The organism is Staphylococcus sp. MB377 (assembly GCF_001922505.1).
Classification (GTDB): Bacteria; Bacillota; Bacilli; order Staphylococcales; family Staphylococcaceae; genus Staphylococcus; species Staphylococcus haemolyticus.
Genome location: NZ_MAON01000061.1, coordinates 76,927 through 101,220, shown reverse-complemented (window position 1 = coordinate 101,220; position 24,294 = coordinate 76,927). Strand labels below are relative to the sequence as shown.

Annotated in this window: 21 protein-coding genes; 19 read left to right on the top strand and 2 right to left on the bottom strand. The window is 32.8% G+C overall.

Annotated features, from left to right (window positions below; translation table 11 throughout):
• The 17 genes from BB045_RS10820 to rplS form a co-directional block, all read left to right on the top strand.
• On the top strand, window positions 1-378 hold a 378-nt coding region (locus BB045_RS10820), incomplete at its 5' end, for a transposase (RefSeq protein WP_142236936.1).
• 170 nt (window positions 379-548) lie between these two features.
• Complete coding sequence (locus BB045_RS10815) at window positions 549-1,346, top strand: thermonuclease family protein (RefSeq protein WP_075140756.1); 798 nt, start codon at window positions 549-551, stop codon at window positions 1,344-1,346.
• A gap of 154 nt (window positions 1,347-1,500) precedes the next feature.
• Entirely contained in the window at window positions 1,501-3,552 is a 2,052-nt protein-coding gene (recG, locus tag BB045_RS10810) for an ATP-dependent DNA helicase RecG (protein ID WP_075140755.1), read from the top strand.
• A 135-nt stretch (window positions 3,553-3,687) separates the two neighbouring features.
• Window positions 3,688-4,248: a transcription factor FapR gene (gene fapR, locus BB045_RS10805; RefSeq protein ID WP_070678513.1), complete on the top strand. Its 561-nt coding sequence runs from the start codon at window positions 3,688-3,690 to the stop codon at window positions 4,246-4,248.
• Between the two features lies 1 nt (window position 4,249).
• Window positions 4,250-5,236: a phosphate acyltransferase PlsX gene (plsX, locus tag BB045_RS10800; RefSeq protein WP_070678516.1), complete on the top strand. Its 987-nt coding sequence runs from the start codon at window positions 4,250-4,252 to the stop codon at window positions 5,234-5,236.
• Window positions 5,229-6,158 carry an ACP S-malonyltransferase gene (gene fabD, locus BB045_RS10795; protein ID WP_011275969.1) on the top strand — a complete coding sequence of 310 codons (930 nt, stop codon included), beginning with the start codon at window positions 5,229-5,231 and terminating at the stop codon, window positions 6,156-6,158. The genes plsX and fabD overlap by 8 nt, the downstream gene beginning before the upstream one ends.
• Window positions 6,148-6,885: a 3-oxoacyl-[acyl-carrier-protein] reductase gene (fabG, locus tag BB045_RS10790; RefSeq protein WP_070442271.1), complete on the top strand. Its 738-nt coding sequence runs from the start codon at window positions 6,148-6,150 to the stop codon at window positions 6,883-6,885. Before fabD ends, fabG begins: the two co-directional genes overlap by 11 nt.
• 112 nt (window positions 6,886-6,997) lie before the next feature.
• A complete protein-coding gene (locus BB045_RS10785) occupies window positions 6,998-7,231 on the top strand; it encodes an acyl carrier protein (RefSeq protein WP_001830184.1) in 234 nt (77 codons plus the stop codon).
• Between the two features lie 70 nt (window positions 7,232-7,301).
• Complete coding sequence (gene rnc / locus BB045_RS10780) at window positions 7,302-8,054, top strand: ribonuclease III (protein WP_210423027.1); 753 nt, start codon at window positions 7,302-7,304, stop codon at window positions 8,052-8,054.
• A gap of 84 nt (window positions 8,055-8,138) precedes the next feature.
• On the top strand, window positions 8,139-11,708 hold the full coding sequence (gene smc, locus BB045_RS10775; protein ID WP_075140754.1) for a chromosome segregation protein SMC: 3,570 nt from the start codon (window positions 8,139-8,141) through the stop codon (window positions 11,706-11,708).
• Complete coding sequence (gene ftsY / locus BB045_RS10770) at window positions 11,705-12,928, top strand: signal recognition particle-docking protein FtsY (protein ID WP_075140753.1); 1,224 nt, start codon at window positions 11,705-11,707, stop codon at window positions 12,926-12,928. The genes smc and ftsY overlap by 4 nt, the downstream gene beginning before the upstream one ends.
• Window positions 12,915-13,247 (top strand): putative DNA-binding protein, encoded by a 333-nt coding sequence (locus BB045_RS10765; RefSeq protein WP_011275964.1) that lies wholly within the window; start codon window positions 12,915-12,917, stop codon window positions 13,245-13,247. The genes ftsY and BB045_RS10765 overlap by 14 nt, the downstream gene beginning before the upstream one ends.
• A gap of 25 nt (window positions 13,248-13,272) precedes the next feature.
• Window positions 13,273-14,643, top strand: a complete 1,371-nt coding sequence (ffh, locus tag BB045_RS10760; protein WP_011275963.1) for a signal recognition particle protein — start codon at window positions 13,273-13,275, stop codon at window positions 14,641-14,643.
• 246 nt (window positions 14,644-14,889) lie between these two features.
• Window positions 14,890-15,165: a 30S ribosomal protein S16 gene (rpsP, locus tag BB045_RS10755; protein WP_011275962.1), complete on the top strand. Its 276-nt coding sequence runs from the start codon at window positions 14,890-14,892 to the stop codon at window positions 15,163-15,165.
• A 118-nt stretch (window positions 15,166-15,283) separates the two neighbouring features.
• A complete protein-coding gene (rimM, locus tag BB045_RS10750; RefSeq protein ID WP_011275961.1) occupies window positions 15,284-15,787 on the top strand; it encodes a ribosome maturation factor RimM in 504 nt (167 codons plus the stop codon).
• Complete coding sequence (gene trmD, locus BB045_RS10745) at window positions 15,787-16,524, top strand: tRNA (guanosine(37)-N1)-methyltransferase TrmD (RefSeq protein WP_011275960.1); 738 nt, start codon at window positions 15,787-15,789, stop codon at window positions 16,522-16,524. The genes rimM and trmD overlap by 1 nt, the downstream gene beginning before the upstream one ends.
• Before the next feature lie 104 nt (window positions 16,525-16,628).
• Complete coding sequence (gene rplS, locus BB045_RS10740; protein WP_011275959.1) at window positions 16,629-16,979, top strand: 50S ribosomal protein L19; 351 nt, start codon at window positions 16,629-16,631, stop codon at window positions 16,977-16,979.
• Between the two features lie 156 nt (window positions 16,980-17,135).
• Here the strand turns inward: rplS and BB045_RS10735 are convergent, their stop codons facing one another.
• Both BB045_RS10735 and BB045_RS10730 read right to left on the bottom strand, forming a co-directional pair.
• A complete protein-coding gene (locus tag BB045_RS10735; protein WP_075140752.1) occupies window positions 17,136-19,745 on the bottom strand; it encodes a YfhO family protein in 2,610 nt (869 codons plus the stop codon).
• 1 nt (window position 19,746) lies between these two features.
• The gene (locus BB045_RS10730) at window positions 19,747-22,341 is read right to left on the bottom strand and encodes a YfhO family protein (RefSeq protein ID WP_075140751.1); all 2,595 of its coding nucleotides are present in this window, start codon (window positions 22,339-22,341) and stop codon (window positions 19,747-19,749) included.
• A 237-nt stretch (window positions 22,342-22,578) separates the two neighbouring features.
• On the opposite strand from BB045_RS10730, the gene ylqF reads away from it, so the two are divergent.
• Together ylqF and BB045_RS10720 are read left to right on the top strand one after the other, a co-directional pair.
• Window positions 22,579-23,463 (top strand): ribosome biogenesis GTPase YlqF, encoded by an 885-nt coding sequence (gene ylqF / locus BB045_RS10725; protein WP_070442290.1) that lies wholly within the window; start codon window positions 22,579-22,581, stop codon window positions 23,461-23,463.
• Entirely contained in the window at window positions 23,447-24,214 is a 768-nt protein-coding gene (locus BB045_RS10720) for a ribonuclease HII (RefSeq protein WP_070442293.1), read from the top strand. The genes ylqF and BB045_RS10720 overlap by 17 nt, the downstream gene beginning before the upstream one ends.
• The last annotated feature ends 80 nt before the right edge of the window (window positions 24,215-24,294 follow it).

Sequence of the window (24,294 nt, the reverse complement as noted above, 5' to 3'; positions counted from 1 at the left end):
ATAAATTACTTATTAGGTGTAGATGTAGAATTATTTAATACATATCACTACGTTCATGAGCTAAGAAGATTATTAAAAGAAAATCAAATAGAGAAATTTAATCATAAACTCTTTTCTATTCATCTTTCAGATGTGTGTCCTAAATTACGCCCAGTCAGTAGAACTTTAATACGATTAGCAGCTTTCATTGAAAATACTATGACATATTCTAACCTGACCAACGGTCCGTTAGAAGGAATTAATAATAAAATCAAACTCATTAAAAGGGTATCTTTTGGTTATAGAAATTATGATAATTTGCGTAATCGAATTATTATAACTTCGCGACTATTTGCCTCAACAACAAAAAAAGATATTAAACAACCTAAGGTTGCTTAATCTCAATATTTGGACTCATCAGTCCGATTTGACGTAGAGCCTTTTTTATATGGAGCTAAACTTTCATTTTCTTATAAATGATTTAAGTGATAAAAATATTAAAATTTTAATAGTATTTTTTATGATGTTTAGTATAAAAAATATGTATATTAAATATTAGGAGAATACTTATGGGGGATTTATATTTAGTATTTATTTGTCTTGTTATTAGTCTTATGTTACTTCTTTTTAAAAAGAAGGTTGCCATTGCAAGTTTGTCGATTTTAATAGCGTTTACCTCATTATTAGTAGTAATGCCACAGCACATTGTTAATGCGCAAAGTAATGTATTAACGAAAGAGAAAGTTAAATTTGTGAAGGGTATTGACGGAGATACTGTTCAACTACTTTACAAAGGGAAGAAATCGACTTTTAGATTGTTGCTTATCGATACACCTGAAACTAAAGATCCACGTAAACCTGTTCAAAAATATGGTCCAGAAGCTAGTCGTTTCACGACAAATATGTTAGCGAATGCTCGTACTATTCAAGTGCAGTTTGATAGAGGGCAACGCACAGATAAATATGGTCGTTATTTAGCGTATGTTTATGCTGATGGTAGAATGGTTAACGAAGCCGTTGTAAGACAAGGATTAGCACGAGTAACATACATTTATCCACCTAATAATACGTTCGAACAGATGTTGAAGGTGAGTCAATCGAAAGCTCAAGCTGAAAAGTTAAATATTTGGAGTACGACAACATCGAACTCTAAAACCAAGACAGGTCAGACATCTACTGCCAACTCTACTGTGAAGCCAACAACACCAAAGACCTCGCCTTCAAAAACAACAAAAAAGCAATCTAAAGAATATTATAAAAATTGTACTTTGATGAGAAAGAAATATCCCAATGGAGTTAAAAAAGGACATCCTGCTTATCAATCTAAGTTAGACCGTGATAAAGATGGATGGGCATGTGAAAGATAAACATTAATCATATAGTGAATTAGGGTGCGAAACAATGAATTCGTAATGAATATTGTTTCGTACCTTTTTTATAGTGCAAAAGGCGTAACAATCAATTAATCAGCCTAATCATGATAAAATAAAGATTAATATTACAAATACTAGGTGAGAAGTTATGACTAAAGTCAATTTAATAGAAAGTCCGTATCCGCTTCAAAGTATCAAAGGACTAGGACCAAAAAGAATTGCTTTATTGCAAGAACTGAATATTAACACGGTTGAAGACTTAGTACTCTATCTACCGACTCGTTACGAAGATAATACAGTTGTAGATTTAAATATGGCTGAAGATCAATCTACAGTCACAATTGTCGGAGAAGTTTATTCGATGCCAACTGTCGCATTTTTCGGCAGAAATAAATCAAAGTTAACAGTACACTTGATGGTAGATAACATCGCGGTCAAGTGTATCTTCTTTAATCAACCATACTTGAAAAAGAAAATTGAACTTCATGGGACGGTAACTGTTAAAGGAAAATGGAATCGTGCAAAACAAGAAATAAATGGGAACAGGATGTTTTTTAATGAAAAATCTCAAGATACAAATGAAATTAAGTTAGAACCTATTTATCGTATTAAAGAGGGCATTAAACAAAAACAAATGCGAGATATGATTTATCAAACTTTAGATGATGTTACAATCCATGAATGGCTTACAGAAGAACTTAAACAGAAATATAAATTAGAATCTTTAGAGGATACACTATATGCCTTACATCGTCCCAAGGATCGACAGGACTTATTACGTGCTAGAAGAACATATGCCTTTACTGAGTTATTTATGTTTGAATTAAGAATGCAGTGGTTAAATCGTTTAGAAAAGTCATCTGACGAAGCTATTGAGATAAATTACGATATTCAAAAAGTGAAAGATTTTATAGAAACTTTACCTTTTGAATTAACTGATGCACAAAAAAAGAGTGTGAATGAAATCTTTAGAGATTTAAAAGCGCCGATACGTATGCACCGATTACTACAAGGTGATGTAGGGTCAGGTAAAACAGTTGTTGCAGCAATATGTATGTATGCGTTGAAAACAGCGGGCTATCAATCAGCATTAATGGTCCCTACGGAAATTTTAGCTGAACAACATGCAAATAGTTTAATTAAACTGTTCGGTGAGTACATGAATGTAGCATTGCTGACAGGTTCTGTTAAAGGTAAAAAAAGAAAAGTTCTATTAGAGCAATTAGAAAATGGTACTATTGATTGTTTAATAGGTACACATGCGCTTATTCAAGATGATGTAACATTTCAAAATGTAGGACTTGTCATAACAGATGAACAACATCGTTTCGGAGTCAATCAACGTCAACTTTTAAGAGAAAAGGGTGCGATGACGAATGTACTCTTTATGACAGCAACACCAATTCCTAGAACACTTGCTATATCTGTATTTGGTGAAATGGATGTGTCATCAATTAAGCAACTACCTAAAGGACGCAAGCCAATTATTACAAATTGGTCAAAGCATGAACAATATGAGCAAGTGCTATCACAAATGACGTCTGAACTTAAGAAAGGACGTCAAGCCTATGTAATATGTCCGTTGATTGAGAGTTCAGAGCATCTTGAAGATGTGCAAAATGTAGTCGAGTTGTATGAATCACTTAAACTACATTATGGAGAGGAAAAAGTAGGGTTATTACATGGTAAAATGTCAGCTGAAGAAAAAGATGAGGTTATGATGCGATTCAGTCAACATGATATAGATATACTAGTTTCAACAACTGTAGTTGAAGTTGGCGTCAATGTACCAAACGCGACATTTATGATGATATATGATGCAGACCGCTTTGGTTTATCAACGTTGCATCAATTAAGAGGTCGTGTAGGACGTAGTGAACACCAAAGTTACTGTGTCCTTATCGCATCTCCCAAGACAGAAAATGGCATAGAACGCATGACTATTATGACGCAAACAACGGACGGTTTTGAATTGAGTGAGCGTGATTTAGAAATGCGTGGTCCTGGTGACTTCTTTGGAGTTAAACAAAGTGGTTTGCCTGAATTTATGGTAGCGAACATTGTTGAAGATTATCGAATGCTTGAAGTAGCTCGAGACGAGGCGGCAGAGTTGATACAATCAGGTGAATTTTTTACAGAAACATATCAGCACTTACGTGAATTCATTAATCAGAACTTGCTACATATGAGTTTTGATTGATGCTTAAAAGTCACTACTGTCAAAAAATAAAATATAGCACTATGATATTTGTTGAGCTTATCAAACGGAAAGTGTTATGATATGTGAGGAATGTTTAAGACTTGGTACTAATTTCACTTTTAAGGAGGGATTTAATTGAAATTGAAAAAAGCAAAACGTCGTCAGGCGATTCAAAAAGCAATTGAATTAAATCCCTTTATTACGGATAGTGAATTATGTGAACAGTTTGAAGTTAGTATTCAAACCATACGGTTAGATAGAACAAACCTAAGTATTCCAGAACTACGAAAGCGTATTAAATTAGTAGCTGAGCAAAATTATGAACAAATTCGTGCTCTAGAGGCAAATGAAGTGGTTGGAGATTTAATTCAAGTTGAACCAAATATATCCGCTCAATCCCTCATTGAAATTACTGAAGAATCCGTTTTTACGAAGACTCAGATAGCACGAGGTCATGTGTTATTTGCTCAGGCAAATTCGCTTTGTGTAGCTTTAATACATAAATCAACAGTGTTAACACAGGAAAGTAATGTAGCATTCATTGAGAAAGTTAAACTTAATGATACAGTAAGGGCAGAAGCACACGTTGTAAATAAAACTTCGCACCATTTTGTTATAGAAGTAAACTCATACGTAAGAGACACAATAGTGTTTAAAGGAACGTTTAAAATGTTTTATATAAGCGAGGATGAATGACATGGTTAAAATTGCTATTGATATGATGGGTGGAGATGACGCACCCGGTATCGTCTTAGAAGCTGTTGAGAAAGCAGTTAATGATTTTAAAGATTTAGAGATTATTTTATTTGGTGATAAAAATCAATACACACTCAATCATGAACGTATAGAATTTAGACATTGTTATGAGAAAATAGAAATGGAAGACGAACCTGTAAGAGCTATTAAACGTAAGAAAGACAGTTCAATGGTAAGAATGGCAGAAGCAGTGAAAAATGGTGAAGCGGATGGATGTGTGTCTGCAGGTAATACCGGTGCGCTTATGTCAGCAGGTTTATTCATTGTTGGTCGTATTAAAGGTGTGGCAAGACCAGCACTTGTAGTCACTTTACCAACAATTGATGGAAAAGGATTTGTATTTTTAGATGTGGGTGCCAATGCAGATGCGAAACCTGAACATTTATTGCAATATGCACAACTTGGTAATATTTATGCTAAAAAAATACGTGGCATTCAAAATCCTAAAGTATCATTATTAAATATCGGTACAGAACCAGCTAAAGGTAATACATTGACTAAGAAGTCTTACCAACTACTTAAAGACGATCAAAGCTTTAACTTTGATGGTAATATTGAAGCTAAAACGTTAATGGAAGGTAATACTGATGTAGTGGTAACTGATGGATATACGGGTAACATGGTACTTAAAAATATCGAAGGTACTGCAAAATCAATAGGTAAAATGTTGAAAGAAACATTTTTAGGAAGTTTAAAAAACAAACTAGCAGCTTTAGTATTAAAAAAAGACTTAGACACTTTTACTAAGAAGATGGATTATGCAGAATACGGTGGATCAGTATTATTAGGTCTTGACGGAACGGTTGTTAAAGCGCATGGTGGATCTAATGCTCGCGCGTTTTATTCTGCGATTCGACAAGCTAAAATTGCTGGCGATGAAAAGATTGTCGATATTATGAGAGAGACGGTAGGTGGTAAGGATGAGTAAAGTAGCAATTATTTTCCCAGGTCAAGGTGCACAAAAAGTTGGCATGGCAAGTGATTTGTTTAATGAGGATAAGAAAGCGACAAATATTCTAAATTCAGCTCAAGAAGCAATGGACTTTGATTTATTGGAAACGATGTTTACAGATAATGAGAACAAACTAGGTGAAACTGAACATACACAACCAGCTTTATTGACGCATAGTATAGCGTTATATAGTGCATTAGATAATATTAATGCTGATTATACTATGGGACACAGCTTAGGTGAATATTCTAGTTTAGTTGCTGCGGGAGTATTAAAATTTGAGGATGCAGTTAAGATTGTTCGCAAACGTGGTCAATTAATGGCTCAAGCTTTTCCAAATGGTGTTGGTAGTATGGCAGCAGTATTAGGTTTGAGTTATGAAGAAGTAGACCGAATTTGTAAAGAATTATCTACAAATGATGAATTGGTCGAACCAGCAAACATTAATTGTCCAGGTCAAATTGTAGTGTCAGGTCACAAATCACTTATTGATAAATTTGTTGAAGAAGGTAAATCGTTAGGTGCTAAACGCGTCTTACCTTTAGCGGTTTCTGGACCTTTCCATTCTTCAATGATGCAAGTGATTGAAAAAGACTTTGAGTCTTTCATTAATCAATTCGAGTGGCATGATGCATCGTTCCCGATAGTTCAAAATGTTAATGCACAAGGTGAAACTGATGCAACAACAATTAAGTCTAATATGATTAAGCAATTATATTCACCCGTTGAATTTATCGATTCAGCAGAATGGTTAATTGCTCAAGGTGTAGATCATTTTATAGAAATTGGTCCTGGTAAGGTCTTATCTGGTTTAATTAAGAAAATAAATCGCGATGTTAAATTGACATCAATTCAAACATTAGAAGATGTGAAAGGATGGAATAATCATGACGAATAAAAATGCATTAGTGACTGGTGCTTCAAGAGGTATAGGTCGTAGTATCGCATTACAATTGGCTGAAGATGGTTTCAATGTAGCCGTAAACTATGCAGGTAATAAAGAAAAAGCTGAAGCAGTTGTTTCTGAAATTAAAGCTAAAGGTGTTGAAAGTTTTGCGATTCAAGCAAATGTAGCTGAAGGCGACGAAGTTAAAGTTATGATTAAAGAAGTCGTTAGTCAATTTGGTTCGTTAGATGTACTTGTGAATAACGCTGGTATCACTCGTGATAACTTATTAATGCGCATGAAAGAACATGAATGGGATGATGTTATCAATACTAACCTTAAAGGTACATTTAATTGCATTCAAAAAGCTACACCTCAAATGCTTCGTCAACGTGGTGGTGCAATCATTAACTTATCAAGTATTGTAGGTGCCATGGGTAATCCAGGACAAGCTAACTATGTTGCTACTAAAGCAGGTATAGAAGGTTTAACGAAATCAAGCGCACGTGAACTTGCATCACGTGGTATTACAGTCAATGCGGTAGCACCTGGTTTCATTGTTTCGGATATGACAGACGCACTGAGTGATGATTTAAAATCACAAATGTTGGAACAAATACCACTATCTCGATTTGGTGAAGATACAGATATAGCGAATACAGTAGCATTTTTAGCATCTGATAGAGCGAAATATATTACTGGCCAAACAATCCATGTCAATGGTGGCATGTACATGTAAATGAAGTACTTGAATTTTATTATCAGTGTTTAAGAAATGCTTGTATTTTACCCATTAAAATGGGAAAATAAAGTAGTCTATGGATAGACACTTTTAAAGGAGGTGAATCGACGTGGAAAACTTCGATAAAGTAAAAGATATCATCGTTGACCGTTTAGGTGTAGATGCTGATAAAGTAACTGAAGACGCATCTTTCAAAGATGATTTAGGCGCTGACTCACTTGATATCGCTGAATTAGTGATGGAATTAGAAGATGAATTTGGTACTGAAATTCCTGATGAAGAAGCTGAAAAAATCAATACTGTTGGTGATGCAGTTAAATACATCAATAGTCTTGAAAAATAAAAACTTACATCTGAGTCGTCTACAAGATGGCTCAGATTTTTTTCTTAAGAATCAAACAAAGAATAAACATATGGGAGGTTCTAATGTGACAAATCCAAAAAAAATAGAAATGGTTAATGACTTTCAACAACAGTTTGCGAAGAAAATGAATGAGTTGGGATTTACATATTCAAATATTGACTTGTATCAACAAGCTTTTTCTCATTCAAGTTTTATCAATGACTTTAATATGGACCGTTTGGCGCATAATGAGCGACTCGAATTTTTAGGCGATGCGGTATTAGAATTGACGGTATCACGCTACCTTTTTGATAAACATCCGGATCTACCAGAAGGTAATTTAACAAAAATGCGTGCAACAATTGTATGTGAGCCCTCACTTGTAATATTTGCTAACAAAATCGAGTTAAATCAACTTATCTTATTAGGTAAAGGTGAAGAAAAAACGGGTGGGAGAACACGCCCTTCATTAGTGTCCGATGCCTTTGAAGCTTTTGTCGGGGCTTTATATCTTGATCAAGGATTAGATGTAGTTTGGCAATTTGCTGAGAAAGTGATTTTTCCATATGTTGAGGATGATGAATTGGTTGGTGTTGTTGATTTTAAAACACAATTTCAAGAGTATGTTCATAGTCAAAATCGTGGAGATGTGACTTATCGTTTAATTAAAGAAGAAGGTCCAGCGCATCATCGATTGTTTACGTCGGAAGTCATTTTAGAGAATGAAGCAGTAGCAACAGGTCAAGGTAAAACTAAAAAAGAATCAGAACAAAAAGCGGCAGAGAGCGCTTATTCAAAATTAAAAAGCAATAATAATCTTTAACATATATTAAAGAAAACCATTAAACGGTAAAATATTGTCCTCCTCTCAACTAGAATGAGTGGAATGATTAACAAGGAGAATAGTATGGTGTATTTAAAATCAATTGATGCCATAGGTTTTAAATCATTTGCAGATCACACAGATGTTCAATTTGACAAGGGTGTAACTGCAATTGTTGGGCCTAATGGTAGCGGAAAAAGTAATATCACTGATGCCATTAAATGGGTATTAGGTGAACAGTCCGCCAAATCATTACGTGGCTCTAAAATGGAAGATATTATTTTTTCAGGAGCAGAACATCGAAACGCTCAGAATTATGCAGAAGTACAATTGAAACTTGACAATAAAGCTAGAAAGTTACAAGTTGATTCAGATGATATCGTCGTGACACGTCGTTTATACCGTAGTGGTGAGAGCGAATACTATCTTAATAATGATAAAGCGCGTTTAAGGGATATCACTGAACTATTCCTGGATTCTGGTTTAGGAAAAGAAGCATTTAGTATTATATCTCAAGGTAGAGTAGATGAAATTTTAAATGCTAAACCTATTGATAGACGACAAATACTTGAAGAATCAGCTGGTGTATTAAAATATAAGAAGCGAAAAGCTGAATCATTACAAAAGTTAGACCACACTGAAGATAATCTTACGCGCGTAGAAGATATTTTATATGATTTAGAAGGACGCGTTGAACCATTAAAAGCTGAAGCATCAATTGCAAAAGAGTATTTAAAATTGTCTGAAGAGATGAAACAAAGTGATGTTATTGTTACTGTAAATGATATCGACCAATATTCAGAGGATAATCGTCAACTGGATCAAAAATTAAATGATTTAAAAAGCCAACAAGCGGATAAAGAAGCAAAACAAGCTCAGATTAATAAATATATTCAAAAGCAAAAGTCTCAACGTCAACAAATTGATAATGACATTGAACAATTAAACTATAATTTAATCAAAGCTACTGAAGAATATGAAAAGTTCACAGGTCGATTGAATGTTTTAGAAGAAAGAAAACGAAATCAATCAGAAACGAATGCTCGTTTTGAAGAAGAGTTAGATAATTTACATCAAGAATTAAAAAATGCTCATAATGAAAAAGCTGATATTACTCAACAAACTACTGCTTTAAAAGAAAAACAAAAAGAGTTGAATAATAGTATTCATCAATTAGAATCACAACTGTATGTTTCTGATGAACAACATGACGAAAAATTGGAATCAATCAAAAATGAATACTATGAATTAATGTCTGAACAATCAGATGTAAATAATGACATTCGCTTTTTAGAGCATACGATTAAAGAGAATGAAGCGAAAAAATCACGCTTAGATTCTCGCTTGGTTGAAGCTTTCAATCAACTTAAAGCGTTGCAAAGTGAAATTTCTAATACAGAACGCAACCATCAAGCTACTGTTAAACAATTGAGCGATATTGAGACTCAAATAAGTCAACTAGAACAGCAGTTATCAAAAGCTAAACAAACTCAAACTGAATATGAAGATAAACTTTATCAGGCTTATCGATACACTGATAAAATGAGAGCTAGAATAGAGAGTTTAGAAACTCAAGAAGAGGATTATACTTATTTCTTTAATGGTGTTAAACATGTGTTAAAAGCTAAAAATGATAACCTACAAGGTATTCATGGTGCTGTTGCAGAAGTGATAAATGTGCCATCTGAATTGACTCAAGCGATTGAGACCGCATTAGGTGCTTCATTACAACATATCATAGTTGATAGTGAAAAAGATGGACGCCAGGCAATACAATTTTTAAAGCAAAAGGGTCTTGGTAGAGCTACATTCTTACCATTAAATGTTATAAAATCGAGACAATTATCTAATAATATTAGGCACATCGCTGAAAATACAAATGGATTTATCAATGTAGCTTCAGATGCGATTAAAGTTAATTCACAATATCAAGCTGTAGTTGAAAATTTAATAGGTACTACTATTATCGTAGACAATTTGAAACATGCTAATGAACTGGCAAGAGCTATCCAATATAAAACACGCATTGTAACTTTAGAAGGAGATATTGTTAATCCTGGTGGTTCTATGACCGGTGGTGGTGCGCGCAAGACGAAGAGTATTCTATCACAAAAAGATGAACTGACAACTATGCGTAATCAATTAAAAGATTATGAATCACAAACACAAGATTTCGAGAAACAGTTACAAAAACACAAAAATGAAGTTGAACATCTCAGCGAAACTTATTTTAAAATGAGTCAGCAATATAACGAAGTAAAAGAACAATCTCATAATGAAGCGTTAGAATTAGATCGACTTAAAACACAAGAAGCGCACATTAAAGATGAACATGAGGAATTTGAATTCGAGAAAAATGATGGCTACCAAAGTGAAAATAGTCGCATTACTTTAACTGAAAAACAAGAGCGATTAACTATTATTCAAGGTAAGTTAAAACAACTTGAAACAGATATTGAACGTTATACTCAATTATCTAAAGAAGGTAAAGAGAATACCACTCAAGTGCAACAACAATTAAACCAAAAACGCTCTGACTTAGCTGTAATTAAAGAACGAATAAATGCTCAAAAAGCGTCATTAGAACGTACAGATAAACAGATAGAGACGATTAACAAACAATTAACAAATGTTGACGATAAAATTAAACTCTTCAATTCTGACGAAATGATGGGGGAACAAGCATTTGAAAAATTACAACAACAGATAAAATCTAAAGAAAATGACCGACAATCCATCACTGATCAGTTAAAACAATTGAAAAAAGAACGTATTGATGTCAATGAAGATGTTGAGTCACATGAAGCTACATTGCAAGAATGTCATCAAGATTTATTGTCAATTGAAAGTTTTTATCAAGATATAAAAGCACAACAATCGAAATTAGATGTATTGATTAACCATGCAATTGATCATTTGAATGATGAATATCAACTAACTGTTGAGCGGGCTAGAAGTGAATTCTCTTCAGAAACGCCAATTGATGCGCTGAGAAAGAAAGTCAAACTAACTAAAATGTCAATTGAAGAACTAGGGCCAGTAAATATTAATGCTATTGAGCAATTTGAAGAATTAAATGAGCGTTATACTTTCCTAGATGAACAACGTACAGACTTGCGTGAAGCGAAACAAACACTTGAACAAATTATAAGTGAGATGGACCAAGAAGTGAAAGGTCGTTTTAAAGAAACGTTTTTACAAGTGCAAGCTCATTTTACGACAGTATTTCAGTCGTTATTTGGAGGTGGACATGCTAAATTAGAGTTAACAGATGATGATTATTTATCAGCTGGTGTCGATATTATTGTTCAACCACCTGGTAAGAAATTGCAACACTTATCTTTATTAAGTGGTGGTGAGCGTGCATTAAGTGCTATTGCACTACTATTTGCTATCTTGAAAGTAAGATCTGCTCCATTTGTTATATTAGATGAAGTAGAGGCTGCACTCGATGAAGCGAATGTAATTCGATACGCTCAATTTTTAAAAGAATTATCTATTCAAACTCAATTTATTGTTATTACACATCGAAAAGGAACTATGGAATATTCAGACCGTTTATATGGTGTGACGATGCAAGAGTCAGGTGTTTCAAAATTAGTAAGTGTCAACTTAAATACAATTGATGAGGTTATGAAGGAGGAACAAGCATGAGTTTCTTTAAACGATTAAAAGACAAATTTTCAACGAAATCTACTGAAGATATAGAACAAGAGTTATCAGAAGAAGAAGGCAATCAGAGTAGCACAATTCATGATGACAATGATGAAGAACAGATAGAACCGAAGAAAAAACCGCGTAAATTAAGTGAAGCGGATTTTGATGACGATGGATTAATTTCAATTGAAGATTTTGAAGAAATTGAAGCACAAAAAATGGGGGCTAAATTTAAAGCAGGTCTTGAAAAATCACGTCAGAACTTCCAAGAACAACTTAATAATTTGATCGCACGTTATAGAACAGTAGATGAAGATTTCTTCGAAGCACTTGAAGAAATGTTAATCACTGCAGATGTTGGTTTCAACACAGTAATGCAATTAACAGAAGAGTTACGTACTGAAGCACAACGTCGAAATATACAAGAAACTGAAGATTTACGTGAAGTTATTGTTGAAAAGATTGTTGAAATCTATCATCAAGAAGATGACCAATCAGAAGCAATGAATCTTGAAGACGGCCGTTTGAATGTCATTTTAATGGTTGGCGTAAATGGTGTTGGTAAAACAACTACAATCGGTAAATTAGCACACAGATATAAAATGGAAGGAAAAAAAGTAATGCTTGCCGCTGGAGATACATTTAGAGCTGGTGCAATTGATCAACTACAAGTTTGGGGTGACCGTGTAGGTGTTGAAGTAATTCGTCAAAGTGAAGGTTCAGATCCTGCTGCAGTTGTATATGATGCAATTAATTCCGCTAAAAATAAAGGTGTCGATATATTAATTTGTGATACTGCAGGACGTTTACAAAACAAATCTAATTTAATGCAAGAATTGGATAAAATGAAACGTGTCATTAGCCGAGCTGTGCCAGATGCGCCACATGAAGCTTTATTATGCTTAGATGCAACAACAGGTCAAAACGCATTATCTCAAGCACGTTCATTTAAAGAAGTTACAAACGTATCAGGTATAGTATTAACTAAATTAGATGGTACTGCTAAAGGTGGTATTGTACTTGCGATTAGAAATGAACTTCACATACCTGTGAAATATGTAGGATTAGGTGAGAAACTTGATGACTTACAACCATTTAACCCAGAAAGTTATGTATATGGCTTATTTGCAGATATGATTGAACAAAATGAAGATATTCCAGATGAAGTTGCTGAATTAGATTTTAATAATGAGGATAATCCAAATGGGGAAAAATGATTTAGTTAAAACTTTGCGAATGAATTATTTGTTTGATTTTTATCAAACATTATTAACTGAAAAACAAAGAAATTATATGGAACTGTTTTATTTGAGAGACTATTCACTAAGTGAAATTGCAGAGACATTTGATGTGAGTAGACAAGCAGTTTATGATAATATAAGAAGAACTGGCGATTTAGTAGAAGATTATGAAGCTAAATTGAATTTGTATGAAAAATTTGAACAACGTCGTAAAATTTATGACGATATGAAACAAACATTAAATGATTCTAAGAAGTTAGAACAATACATTAATCAATTAGAAGAATTAGAATAAATAGAGATAAAGGAGGGCAATTGATATGGCATTTGAAGGATTATCTGATCGTTTGCAAGCTACGATACAGAGAATGCGTGGTAAAGGTAAAGTTACTGAAGCGGATATTAAAGCAATGATGCGTGAAGTACGATTAGCATTATTAGAAGCCGATGTAAACTTTAAAGTAGTTAAAGAATTTGTTAAGACAGTGTCAGATCGTGCCTTAGGATCAGATGTAATGCAATCATTAACACCTGGTCAACAAGTCATTAAAATTGTACAAGATGAATTAACTCAATTAATGGGTGGCGAAAACTCAACGATTAAAATGGCAAACAAGCCACCTACTGTTGTTATGATGGTTGGTTTACAAGGTGCAGGTAAAACAACAACAGCCGGTAAACTAGCATTATTAATGCGTAAAAAATATAATAAAAAGCCAATGTTAGTTGCAGCGGATATTTATCGTCCAGCGGCAATTAACCAATTACAAACGGTAGGTAAACAACTTGACGTTCCTGTTTATAGTGAAGGGGACCAAGTTAAACCGCAACAAATCGTTGAAAATGCATTAAAACATGCCAAAGAAGAACATTTAGATTTTGTAATCATTGATACAGCAGGTCGTTTGCATATTGATGAAGCGTTAATGAATGAACTTCAAGAAGTTAAAGAAATTTCTAAACCTAATGAAATCATGTTAGTTGTAGATGCTATGACTGGGCAAGACGCTGTTAACGTTGCTCAATCATTTGATGACCAATTAGACGTTACTGGTGTTACGTTGACTAAATTAGATGGAGATACTCGTGGTGGTGCTGCTTTATCTATTCGTTCAGTAACTCAAAAACCAATTAAATTTGTTGGTATGAGTGAGAAGATGGATGGACTTGAACTGTTCCACCCAGAGCGAATGGCTTCTCGTATACTTGGTATGGGAGATGTTTTAAGTCTTATTGAAAAGGCACAACAAGATGTTGACCAAGAAAAAGCTAAAGATTTAGAACAAAAAATGCGTAATTCTACGTTCACATTGGACGATTTCCTTGAACAATTGGATCAAGTTAAAAATCTTGGCCCACTTGATGACATCATGAAAATGATTCCAGGAATGAATAAGATGAAAGGCATGGATAAGTTAAATATGGATGAAAAGCAAATTGACCATATTAAAGCAATTATCCAGTCTATGACACCAAGTGAAAGAGAAAACCCAGCAGTACTAAATGTTTCAAGAAAAAAACGTATCGCCAAAGGTTCTGGGCGTTCACTACAAGAAGTGAATCGCTTGATGAAACAATTTAATGATATGAAGAAAATGATGAAGCAATTCAGTGGTGCTGGCCGTAAAGGTAAAAAAGGCAAACGTAGTCAAATGGAAAATATGTTAAAAGGTATGAACTTACCATTTTAATTAAGTGAAAATATCGAACGCTTCTCAAATAGTGTTCGATATTTTGATGTTTATTGAAAAAATAAATGTACTACCAAACATTTAGCAAAAGGTTCGGCCTAGCTAAAGCTAGTCCATAACCAAATCTACGGTTTTAAAAAAACCTAGATTTGGTAAAGAAAAAAGTCTTTACAAAATATCAAGTTACTGTTAATATTATTTCTTGTAGAAAATAAAAAGTAAAAGATATAAAGGAGAGTTTTATATATGGCAGTTAAAATTCGTTTAACTCGTTTAGGTTCAAAAAGAAATCCATTCTATCGTATCGTAGTAGCAGACGCACGTTCACCACGTGATGGTCGTATTATCGAACAAATCGGTACTTACAACCCAGCTAGTGTTAATGCTCCAGAAGTTAAAATTGATGAAGAATTAGCATTAAAATGGTTAAAAGACGGTGCTAAACCAACTGATACAGTTCATAATATCTTATCTAAACAAGGTATTTTAAAAACTTTTGATGAACAAAAACACGCTAAATAATTAGCTTAAACTTTATAAGTAAAGTAATAGAGGCGCCAACTGATGGCGCCTTTTTAAATACTGAAAAATCATGATATGATAAACAAAATGACATTAATGGATTAAATGAGGTGCAAATATGCAAGTTGAAGTTGGTCAAATCGTAAATACACATGGAATTAAAGGTGAAGTTAAAGTGAAATCTAATTCCGATTTTACGGATACCCGTTTCCAACCAGGTGAAGTATTGACGGTAAATCATCAAAATCATGAAGAACAATTGACGGTCTTATCTTACCGTGTTCATAAAGGATTTCATATGTTGAAATTTGAGGGAATAAATAACATTAATGACGTCGAACAATATAAAGGTGACTATTTGTACCAAGAACGCGATCATGAAGATATTGAATTAGCTGAAAATGAATATTACTACTCTGACATCATTGGAAGTACTGTATTTGATAATGACAATCAACCTATCGGCAGAGTTATCAATATTTTTGAAACAGGTGCAAATGATGTTTGGGTTGTTAAAGGAGAAAAGGAATATCTCATTCCTTATATAGCTGATGTAGTTAAAGAAATTGATATTGAAAATAAAACGATTCGTATAACACCTATGGAAGGGTTGTTAGATTAATGAAAATTGATTATTTAACTTTATTTCCTGAGATGTTTGATGGCGTGCTCAATCACTCCATTTTAAAAAGGGCACAGGATAAAGAAATCATTAGTGTGAATACTGTGAATTTTAGAGATTATGCCATTAATAAACATAATCAAGTGGATGATTACCCATTTGGTGGTGGACAGGGTATGGTCCTAAAACCTGAACCAGTCTTCAATGCTATGAAAGATTTACAACGAACTGATCAAACGCGTGTCATTTTAATGTGTCCTCAAGGTAGACCTTTTTCACAAGAAATTGCACAAGAATTAAGCGAAGCTGAGCATATCGTATTTATTTGTGGACATTATGAAGGTTATGATGAACGTATAAGAACGCACCTAGTGACGGATGAAATTTCAATTGGGGATTATGTATTAACTGGAGGAGAATTGCCAGCGATGACGATGACAGATGCGATTGTGCGATTAATACCAGGTGTATTAGGAAATCAACAATCACATCAAGATGATTCGTTCTCAGATGGTCTATTAGAATTCCCTCAATATACGCGTCCAAGAGAATTTGAAAATATGACCGTTCCAGATGTATTATTATCAGGTAATCATGCAAATATTGAACAATGGCGACATGAACAAAAATTAATCCGTACTTATCATAAGCGACCGGACTTACTTGATCGATATCCTTTAACAGAAGACGATGAAAAATTTATAGAAAGCTATAAAAAGCAATTGAAAAACAATTAGTATTATGCTAATATATATCAAGTGTGAAAAGACACTAATTATCACTATGATCCGCTGCTATATGAATGTCTAGGCAAGAACATAGGTTGAAGGAGAGTATATCAATGAGTAATCATAAGTTAATCGAAGCAGTTACAAAATCACAATTACGTACAGACTTACCAACATTCCGTACTGGTGATACTTTACGTGTACACGTACGTATCGTAGAAGGTTCACGTGAACGTATCCAAGTATTCGAAGGTGTTGTAATCAAACGTCGTGGTGGAGGAATTTCTGAAACTTTCACAGTTCGTAAAATTTCTTCAGGTGTAGGCGTGGAACGTACATTCCCATTACACACTCCAAAAATCGAAAAAATCGAACTTAAACGTCGTGGTAAAGTACGTCGTGCTAAATTATACTACTTACGTAGTTTACGTGGTAAAGCTGCTAGAATCCAAGAAATTCGTTAATCAGCAAACTGAGTATAATAATAAGACAGAGATTAGATACAACGTTTGTCTTACAAATAAAGCTTCCAATCTTCTTCTTTCAAGTTGAGATTGGAAGCTTTATTATTTTTATTCACATTTAAAACAATTAAAGTTTAATTTATTAACTATCTTAATTTATCGTTTTTTCTTAACCCATAAACTAAATAATATACTACCGATAACACCAATGAAACTCATAATAGCAAGTAGATAGAATTGAGGAGGGGTGTATGTGAGTTTAATCACTTTATCTCCTTTATTAACTGATATTGCTGTCATGATACCATTAGCTTGGTGAACAGGTATTTCTTTCCCATCGACTTTCGCATGCATACCATTTGCATATACTGTTGGTAAAATGACATAGCCTGTTGCGTTCTTTGGTTTCTTGACGACATAACCATTTCTCATGTCTTTAACTTTCACAGGTGTTAATTCTTTTGAAGCTTTTTTAAGTGTGCTGTAGTCCTCACCATAAATACCTTTTACAGATAAACGATAATTCCCTTTAGATAGATGAATATTTAGCTTATCAGACGCTTTAACACGCATTGTAACTGGTGTAACTAAGCGACGATATTTGTAGCTCAGTTCATTTCGATTTTGCGAATATTCATTAACACCTACTGAATGCGCTTTGTCAGGCGAAAGTAGTTCAACATCCATTTCTACGTACATATCTTTATACTGATTAGCGACAGATTCAGGTAATTTTAATGTAACCCCACCATTATCTTTGTGTACTTTAAGATGATTTTGATTTTTCCAAGTCGCATTTTTTGTAGACATTTTTGACTTGTTTAAAAGGTTTTTATTAGCTTTAAATGAAGTATTTGCTTTTTCTGAATTGTCGTTTAATACGATCCCTTTTAACATAGCTTGTTCACGATCTAAAGGTGACTTTAAATCATCACTATTATATATATGATTAGTTACATGAGCTGATGGATAGTCAATCATGTTTTTAGAATGGATAAGCGTATTTTTACCATTCAATATCATATCTTTCTTTTCAAAACCGTAAGTCATATTTTGATCTTCAGGATGACGTAGTCGATCTTGAACATTCCATAAAGCAGTTAAGTTTGCACGATTTCCTAAAAAGCGATACGTACTATTTTTATCAACAGGCATATTAATTTGCATTAATTTATCATAATATTTCAAAATTCCTCCATCAAAAATGCTTGAGTATAACGAAATACCATTGTAGTGATAAAGAAAAGGAGAATTTAATGCATATGCCGACATATAATCAATACGATGAAATGGATCATCATGATGTTCTTTGATAGAATCAATTTTTTTAGCAATAGTATCATTATAGTATGAAGGATCGCTCAATGTATTGATTGTCGTTGAATATGGGTCTATCGTTCTTTGTCTTGAATCATGTGTCATTATAATTTGTTGACCGAAAAATAGCACAATCAACGATAACATAATAATTGGTTGTTTCAGTAAAGATTTGTGATAGATAAATATTCCTAGCACAACGATGATAATTAAAGCAATTACCATCCAATCTACAAAGTTGTCAGCTATGATATATCTACACAAACCACCAATAAATACGGGCACAGCTGCAAATAGAAACTGTTTCATAGTCAACTCTGATAAGTGATAAATATATAAAGCAATCAGTCCACTTGTAGATAACACTAAGAAATAAACCCACCGTCGTTGTGGTAATGAGAATCCATTAAAAGCACTGTCAAAGTACTGTGATAATGAACCAATAAGTAAGAACCACGTTATAATAGCAAAAATTTTATAGTAATAGTGTTTATATAACTTTGGCGTTAATAATGCTACCAATGCAATAAGTGATATTGTTACATAAAAGCCATTTGAAAATATATAATAATTATTTTTAGTTAGATCAGTAAATAGAGAGAGGTTGAAATCAGAATTTTGTTGGCGATCATTATTTAGGAAAGATGATACACCAGTGTAAAAACCTAATATGCTTGATAGGAGCGCAAACATAGCCCCTATAATTAGTAAATAACATTTTTGCCAACGAGATACGATGTCATAGCGATACTGGAATACGACACGTAATATAAAATAAATACCTAACACAATGGCTTGATAATAAGTAAAGTAAAAATTTGAAAATAGTGTGATTGCCACTGCAAAGATGAACAAAGCTATCTTTCTACGTTGAAAGAAACGTTCCATTCCCCATAATGATAATGGCAATATAATTAACAAATCTCCATAAAATGACCAAGTAAAATTGTAATATAACACTACTGTTGATGCCCCATATAAAATTGTTGCTATCAACAGAGGTGTAGAACTTAACTTTAAATATCTAAAATAATAAAATGCACAAATAAAAGTAATTATTGTTCGTACATAAGCAACAATTAATTGATTCGTTGGCCAAAAGCGAATGTTTTGCGGTTGCCAATGGAATAAATGTTCACCAATCCATACAATAATAAAATTGACCCACATAATTGGTGTAAGGGAATAATAATAGGCTAACCCTTTAACATAATCACCGCCTAGTCCAAATGAATGATCGTAAAATCCTTTTAATTGTGTGAAGTGTTCATATAAATATAATTGGAACGGCATCATTTGTCTAAAACCATCACCAGAGCCACTAAATACCACGCCATCTTTTATGTAATCTCGGATAAATGGATAATAAATGGTTAGTGTTACGATATTAGCTATGATGAAAATGAGACCAAACGTCCAAAAGGGTTTTGACCATATTTTTTTAATCAAATTACTTCCTCATCTTTCGTTTTTTTGAATTAATAATTTTTACAAAAACAGCACTAAGAATCATACTCATTAATGAAATGAATATCATAGTATTCCAGTAAGGAGGTTGATATTTAATGACAATTTGTTTTGCATTTTTTTCGACTGGAACACCGGTCATCATATAATTTACTTTTTGGATTTTTGCAGGTTGTCCATCAACATATGCACGCATTCCTTTTCGATAAGGAATGTTTATTGAGGCTATACCACTCTCATGGTGACTGAGTTGGACTTGTATACCATTTTTAATATCATGATAACTTGTATCAAAATTAGCATTATCATGCACCTTTTTAAGCGTATCATAATTTTCGCCATTTAATTGTTGTAAATCGACATAAAATTCACCATCAGGCGAAAGGGTAATAGTGATATCACCATTTTTATCTGGATGAGTGCGATAAAGTTGAGTGTCTACACCTGTTCGATAGGTAGAATTATTAAACAATCGATGATTAGCGTAATTATTGATAGCGACTGTGTAATTACTATCTGGATTACCTCTCTTAATCTTCATCGTTAAATAAAAATCATCATATTTATCACGTATTTGTTTTGGAAGATGTAATTTTATAGTACCACCTTTGCCACCAATAACCTTATAGCGATTTTTTCCAATTTGCTTAATATTTTGTTGTTGCATATCAACTTTTGATAGTAAATTAGATGCTGGTTGTTTGAAAGATTTTCCTGCATTATCCATGATCACACCATTTAACATCGCATGCTCACGATCTATAGATGTTTTTAAAGATTTACTATTATAAACATTTTTCGTAACTTTAACACTCGGCAAATTAAGTGTATTTTCATAGATAGAATATTGTCCACTTGTTTTAACCTTTTTAAAATAGGCGGGTAAATTTCCCTGATAATCTTTTAGCATCATATAACGTACTGAGAAAAGACTTGCTATATTTTGTCGACCATTTATTGATTGATAGCGACTTAGTGACTCCTCGGCAAGATTAATTTTTAGTGCATCATAATAGTATTCGAGAATATTATGATGGAAGATACTTGAATATAAACTTAGTCCTTTAAAGTGTTGGTACATAGGTGTGTTATCTTGCTCATTCACTCGCCAATCGATACGTTCATCTTCTCGCTTACTATTCTCCATTGTATTAACTAATGAACGTTGTAAGTCTGAACTATATAAACTTGAGTTAATATAAAATGTATTAGCTCGTTCTTGATGATCTTTAAAATAAATTTGATTTTTAATAAAGACGAAAGAAACCATTAAATTGAGTAAGATTATAGAAATGCCGAATATATAGCTTAGATTAATGCGATAACGTCTATCTTTTAAAATTAAAATAAGTAACCCTATTAAAGAAACGATTGGTACAAGTACAAGCCAAGCTACAAATTTATGATAGGTAATAGCACTAGCGAAAATGATAATTTCAGCAATAATATTACTAATTAAATATGATTTGATTTTTAGTGTTCTAAAATATTTTAGAAATAGACCAATTAATATGGCTGAATTAAAAGACAATATAAAATGCCAACGTTTTTGTGGTGCAGAAAATCCATTAAACAATTGATCGATAAATGGTACAAAGCTTAATAGAATAAATGCGAAAGTTAAAATTGCGAATAAGCGATAATAAAAGTGTTTATAAAGTTTAATACATAATAATGCTTGAATAGTTAGAAATAACAATACGATTAAATAATTATCAAAGAAGATATTTGTGTTAATATCTAGCTTTTCGAAGGTATTTACTGTTCCTGAAAAAGGGACACGACGATTATTTAAAAAACTTTGAACACCGTGGAAGAACATAAATAAACTATTACCTAATCCTAAAATGGCACTGATAGCAAATAATAGTAAAGCTTTGCCACGTGGAATAATATCTTTAGAGTGTCTAAAAATTATACGAAGAAGTATGTAACTTGCACCTATAAGACAAAGATAATATGCAAAGTAGAAATTATTTATCATTATTAGTGTAATTGTGACAATAAATAGACCAAACTTTTGTTTTTGAAGTGTGCGTTCTATAGAAAATAGTAACAATGGCATCCAAATAAATACATCACTAAAGAATGGCCAATAAACAGTAAAGCGATAATAAAGCGGCGACATAACAAATAGAAATGCCATAATAATACTAATCCAAGTATTACGTGAAATAAATTTACTATAGAGATAGGTACAATACATCGCTAATGCAGCTTTAATAATGGAAATAACTAGCGCATTTACCATCCAAAATAGTAATCCCTGAGTATTTATATGAATAATTGTTTTTAATAGAATGATACATAGTACATTAATAATAAATAGTATGTTTGTTGAGAAATAATAGCTTAAATCCGTAAAAAAATCTCCACCTAGACCAAAATCAGTAGCATAAAAAAGATTGCCAACGCTCCATTTATCAAATAGAAACATTTGAATAGGTATCATCTGTTCGATACCATCGTTGGGTCCTGTAAATAAAACGCCGTCGTGAATAAAGCGAAAAATTATATAGTTATGTCCTATGAAAGACAGAGTTAAGAATATACCTATATATATTAATATTTTCTTCATAATTTACCTCTAAGCGATAGGATTATAATTGTAACAGTATAATTAAATTGTAGGGGATAGATTGTGCGATTAAAAGTAATTATGCTTTTCTGACATTATAAACTTATTGTACTTTATCGTTTTAATTAATGAATGATAAAATAAATGATGAACTTAGAAAAAAAGTGGCTCTCAAATAAAAATTCAATTATAATCAACAAGTTGAATTAAAATATATCGAAAGTAAGGTGACAATTAATGGCAATTCAATGGTATCCAGGACATATGGCAAAAGCTAAACGAGAGGTAACAGAACAATTAAAAAAAGTAGATGTTGTATTTGAATTAGTTGATGCACGTATTCCATATAGTTCTCGTAACCCAATGATTGATGAAGTAATTAAACAAAAACCGCGCGTAGTTATTCTTAATAAAAAAGATATGTCCAATTTAAATGAAATGCAAAAATGGGAACGCTTCTTTATAGATAAAGGATATTATCCTGTGTCAGTAGATGCTAAGCATGGCAAAAATTTAAAAGGTGTAGAAACTGCAGCCATAGCAGCAACAAAAGAAAAATTTGAACGTGAGAAAGCTAAAGGACTTAAACCTAGAGCAATTAGAGCAATGATTGTTGGCATACCTAACGTTGGTAAATCAACATTGATTAATAAATTAGCACGAAAAAATATTGCACAAACTGGTAATAAACCAGGTGTAACCAAACAACAACAGTGGATTAAAGTTGGGCAATCTTTACAATTATTAGATACACCTGGAATTTTATGGCCTAAATTTGAAGATGAAATTGTTGGTAAAAAATTAAGTTTAACAGGCGCAATAAAAGACAGTATTGTACATTTAGATGAAGTTGCTATCTATGGTTTACAGTTTTTAATTAACCATGATTTAGAAGGTTTTAAGCAACATTATAAGATTGATTTACCTGCAGATGCTGAAATATTAGAATGGTTTGATGCAATTGGACGTCGACGTGGACTTTTACAAAGAGGCAATGAAGTAGATTACGAAGCGGTTATTGAACTGATAATTAATGACGTTAGAAATGCCAAAATTGGAACATACTGTTTTGACTTATATTCAGAAATGAAGAGTGAATTAGATAATGACACAAACAATTAATGAAGCAAAGCACATATTATCTGAAATTAACTCAATTGAAGTTTTAGAACAACATGAATTAAATCAAGACGCTCGTAAAGGGGTACAACAAGCTATTACAAGACGTCGTAAACAACTTTTAAAAGAACAAGAAATTTTAGACCATTACAATACAATGAATCAATTTGAAAATGAGTTGCTGAATAACAATCCTCAAGCATTAATCTGTGGTATTGACGAGGTTGGACGTGGTCCGCTAGCAGGTCCTGTTGTTGCATGTGCAGTGATTTTAAATGAAGGGCATCGCTATTTAGGACTTGATGATTCTAAAAAAGTAACAGCGAGAAAAAGACAAATACTTAATAAAAAGCTTAAAGACGGGGTGTTGGAGTATGCCTATGGTTTAGCTAGACCAGAAGAGATCGATGAACTGAATATATATAATGCAACTAAAGTAGCAATGAATCGAGCTTTGAGTCAATTAGTAAATCGTCCAGATCATTTATTAATAGATGCAATGTCTTTAGATACAACAATTCCTCAAACATCTATTATTAAAGGCGACGCAAAGAGTGTGTCTATTGCTGCAGCAAGTATAATGGCAAAAGAATACAGAGATGATTTAATGAAAGAGATTGCAGATGAATATCCAGGATATGAATTTGAGAAAAATGTGGGTTACGGAACTAAAGCACATTTAGAAAGCCTAAATAAACTCGGTATTACACCGTATCATCGTAAAAGCTTTGAACCAATCAAATCTATGATGTAATTATTTGAATTTTTAATTAATTGCAAAAAGTGGAACACTTTCAGTTTACAATAGCGCTTTCATTTTCTATAATTATAACT

Excerpts from the sequence above, each read along its gene's own strand:
- fabD (WP_011275969.1), top strand. The coding sequence starts at position 5,229 with ATGAGTAAAGTAGCAATTATTTTCCCAGGTCAAGGTGCACAAAAAGTT.
- rnc (WP_210423027.1), top strand. The coding sequence starts at position 7,302 with ATGGGAGGTTCTAATGTGACAAATCCAAAAAAAATAGAAATGGTTAAT.
- rplS (WP_011275959.1), top strand. The coding sequence starts at position 16,629 with ATGAGTAATCATAAGTTAATCGAAGCAGTTACAAAATCACAATTACGT.
- BB045_RS10765 (WP_011275964.1), top strand. The coding sequence starts at position 12,915 with ATGGGGAAAAATGATTTAGTTAAAACTTTGCGAATGAATTATTTGTTT.
- smc (WP_075140754.1), top strand. The coding sequence starts at position 8,139 with ATGGTGTATTTAAAATCAATTGATGCCATAGGTTTTAAATCATTTGCA.
- BB045_RS10730 (WP_075140751.1), bottom strand. The coding sequence starts at position 22,341 with ATGAAGAAAATATTAATATATATAGGTATATTCTTAACTCTGTCTTTC.
- rpsP (WP_011275962.1), top strand. The coding sequence starts at position 14,890 with ATGGCAGTTAAAATTCGTTTAACTCGTTTAGGTTCAAAAAGAAATCCA.
- plsX (WP_070678516.1), top strand. The coding sequence starts at position 4,250 with ATGGTTAAAATTGCTATTGATATGATGGGTGGAGATGACGCACCCGGT.
- trmD (WP_011275960.1), top strand. The coding sequence starts at position 15,787 with ATGAAAATTGATTATTTAACTTTATTTCCTGAGATGTTTGATGGCGTG.
- BB045_RS10720 (WP_070442293.1), top strand. The coding sequence starts at position 23,447 with ATGACACAAACAATTAATGAAGCAAAGCACATATTATCTGAAATTAAC.
- recG (WP_075140755.1), top strand. The coding sequence starts at position 1,501 with ATGACTAAAGTCAATTTAATAGAAAGTCCGTATCCGCTTCAAAGTATC.
- ftsY (WP_075140753.1), top strand. The coding sequence starts at position 11,705 with ATGAGTTTCTTTAAACGATTAAAAGACAAATTTTCAACGAAATCTACT.
- BB045_RS10815 (WP_075140756.1), top strand. The coding sequence starts at position 549 with ATGGGGGATTTATATTTAGTATTTATTTGTCTTGTTATTAGTCTTATG.
- ffh (WP_011275963.1), top strand. The coding sequence starts at position 13,273 with ATGGCATTTGAAGGATTATCTGATCGTTTGCAAGCTACGATACAGAGA.
- ylqF (WP_070442290.1), top strand. The coding sequence starts at position 22,579 with ATGGCAATTCAATGGTATCCAGGACATATGGCAAAAGCTAAACGAGAG.
- rimM (WP_011275961.1), top strand. The coding sequence starts at position 15,284 with ATGCAAGTTGAAGTTGGTCAAATCGTAAATACACATGGAATTAAAGGT.
- fabG (WP_070442271.1), top strand. The coding sequence starts at position 6,148 with ATGACGAATAAAAATGCATTAGTGACTGGTGCTTCAAGAGGTATAGGT.